2 protein-coding genes and 1 pseudogene are annotated in these 2,317 nt (G+C 74.0%); 2 read left to right on the top strand and 1 reads right to left on the bottom strand.

The genetic code is table 11. From position 1 onward, the window contains the following. Window positions 1-1,583 (top strand): cation acetate symporter (locus KBX39_RS29060; protein ID WP_210873600.1); only part of this gene is annotated, 1,583 nt, incomplete at its 5' end. A gap of 45 nt (window positions 1,584-1,628) precedes the next feature. Here the strand turns inward: KBX39_RS29060 and KBX39_RS29055 are convergent. After that, a complete protein-coding gene (locus KBX39_RS29055; protein WP_051611563.1) occupies window positions 1,629-2,072 on the bottom strand; it encodes a hypothetical protein in 444 nt (147 codons plus the stop codon). A 1-nt stretch (window position 2,073) separates the two neighbouring features. On the opposite strand from KBX39_RS29055, the pseudogene KBX39_RS29050 reads away from it, so the two are divergent. Beyond that, window positions 2,074-2,317, top strand: a pseudogene (locus KBX39_RS29050) (hypothetical protein); the annotation flags it as partial.

Below are 2,317 nucleotides of genomic sequence, written 5' to 3'. Positions count from 1 at the left end.
TCGGTGTCTCCGGGCGGCGGCTGGCCCGCACCACGTCGGACTTCCTGGTCGCCTCCCGGGCGGGCAGCCCGACCTGGAACGCCGCCGCGATCGGCGGGGAGTACCTGTCGGCCGCGAGCTTCCTCGGCGTCGCCGGGCTGATCCTCAAGTACGGCGTGGACGTGCTCTGGTACCCGGTCGGCTTCGCCGCCGGATACCTCGCGCTGCTGCTGTTCGTGGCCGCGCCGCTGCGCCGCTCCGGCGCGTTCACGCTGCCCGACTTCTGCGAGGTACGGCTCGGCTCCCGGCGGCTGCGGACGCTCGCCACCGTCTTCGTGATCTTCATCGGCTGGCTCTACCTGGTGCCGCAGTTGCAGGGCGCCGGGCTGACCCTGGCCACGCTCACCGGCTCGCCGTACCCGCTCGGCGCGCTGCTGGTCGCCGTGGTGGTGACCGCGAACGTGGCGCTGGGCGGCATGCGGGCGATCACCTTCGTGCAGGCGTTCCAGTACTGGCTGAAGCACACCGCGCTCGCCGTACCCGGGATCTTCCTGGCGTTGCAGTGGCAGGCCGACGCCCGCCCGGCGGTGACCCCGCCCGACGGGCCGACGTTCCGGACCGCGACCACCGTCGTGGTCGAGCACCGCGCGACGCTCACGCTGCCCGACGGCGACATCCGGGAGGTACGCCCCGGCGACCGCCTCGAATTCGCCGCCGGTGACCCGGTGCCGGAGGTGTCCGGCGCGGCGACCGGCCCCGCCGAGTGGCTGCTGCCGGACACGGCGGGGGAGAACGACAGAGGGCTGTTCGCCACGTACTCGCTGATCCTGGCCACGTTCCTCGGCACCATGGGCCTGCCGCACGTGCTGGTCCGCTTCTACACCAACCCCGACGGCGCCGCCGCCCGCCGCACCACGCTCGTGGTGCTGGCGCTCGTCGGCGTCTTCTACCTGCTGCCCACCGTCTACGGCGTGCTGGGCCGCATCTACACGCCGCAACTGCTTGTCAGCGGCCAGACCGACGCGGTGGTGGTGCTGCTGCCCGGGGCGGCGCTCGGCGACGGCACCACCGGCCGGCTGCTCGCCGCGCTGGTCGCGGCCGGCGCGTTCGCGGCGTTCCTGTCCACCTCGTCCGGCCTGCTCACCAGCGTCGCCGGGGTGATCTCCACGGATGTGCTGGGCCGCGGCTCGGTACGCGGCTTCCGGCTCGCCACGGTGATCGCCGGCGGGGTGCCGGCGTTGCTCTCGCTGAACGTCTCCGGGCTGGACGTCTCGCAGGTGGTGGGGCTGGCGTTCGCGGTGGCCGCGTCGAGTTTCTGCCCGCTGCTGGTGCTCGGCATCTGGTGGCGCGGCCTGACCGACCTGGGCGCCGCCGCCGGGGTGCTGGTCGGCGGCGGCGCGGCGGTCGGCGCGGTCCTGCTCACCGTGCTCGGTCCGCCGCTGACCGGATGGCCGGCGACGCTCACCACGCAGCCGGCCGCGTGGACGGTGCCGCTGGCGTTCACGGTGTGGGTGATCGTCTCCATGGCCAGCCGGCGGCGTCTCCCGCGTGACGTCGGCGCCACCATGCTCCGCCTGCACACCCCGGAGTCGCTGCGCCTGTGAGGCGGGGCCGCGCTCGCTCGGCCCCGCCTCACCTCCGCGCACCCGTCAGCAGGTGTCCGTGCCGGCACACAGCCGGTTCGCCACCGACCGGGCGGTACGGCGGGCCTCGGTGGGCGTGGTCTGGGAGTCGAGGCGGAGCTGCGCCACCAGATCGCCCTGCCGGACGACGAGCCAGCGACCGGGCCGCCCTCCGACGTCGCTTCCCACGAGAACGCCGTCGTCACCGCCGAGCGACTCCGCCATGATCGACAGCGAGTCGCCCGGCTGTTCCATCTCGCAGCCCGTGACCAGCTTGCGGAGATTCTTCATCACCGTGGTGGCGGACGTGCCCGAGTGCCGGGTCACCCGCTGGACGATCCAGTCGGTGGGCGAGTTGAACGCCACCGACCGGGTGGCCACCTCCCCGTCGGACAGCGTCGGCGACTCGTTCACGCAGAAGGAGGACATGAACTCCAGGGACCAGTCACCGTCCACCTTTCCCGTCTGCATCGTGAAGCCCGTCGGCAGGTCGGCGAGCTGGAGCGTCGCCGCCGCCGGAATCGTCCGGCTCGGCGTACGGCTGGTCGGCCCGCCGCCGATGCTGGCGGCCGGCTCTCCCGCGGTGCGACTCGGCGTCGGCGCCCCGCTCGCCGACGGCTCGGCCGACGGCGTGGTGCTCGGCGTGGGCGCCGGCGTCGGCGTGATCGGTTCGACTGTCGCCGGGGGCACCGGCGGCGGTGCGGCGTCCGGACGGG

It is taken from the genome of Micromonospora sp. D75, from assembly GCF_018070405.1.
Taxonomy (GTDB): domain Bacteria; phylum Actinomycetota; class Actinomycetes; order Mycobacteriales; family Micromonosporaceae; genus Micromonospora; species Micromonospora chalcea.
This window is presented reverse-complemented; position numbering and strand designations above follow the sequence as displayed.

What these genes read in the sequence shown, in the direction of transcription:
- KBX39_RS29055 (WP_051611563.1), bottom strand. Translation starts at nt 2,072, where the DNA reads ATGCAGACGGGAAAGGTGGACGGTGACTGGTCCCTGGAGTTCATGTCC.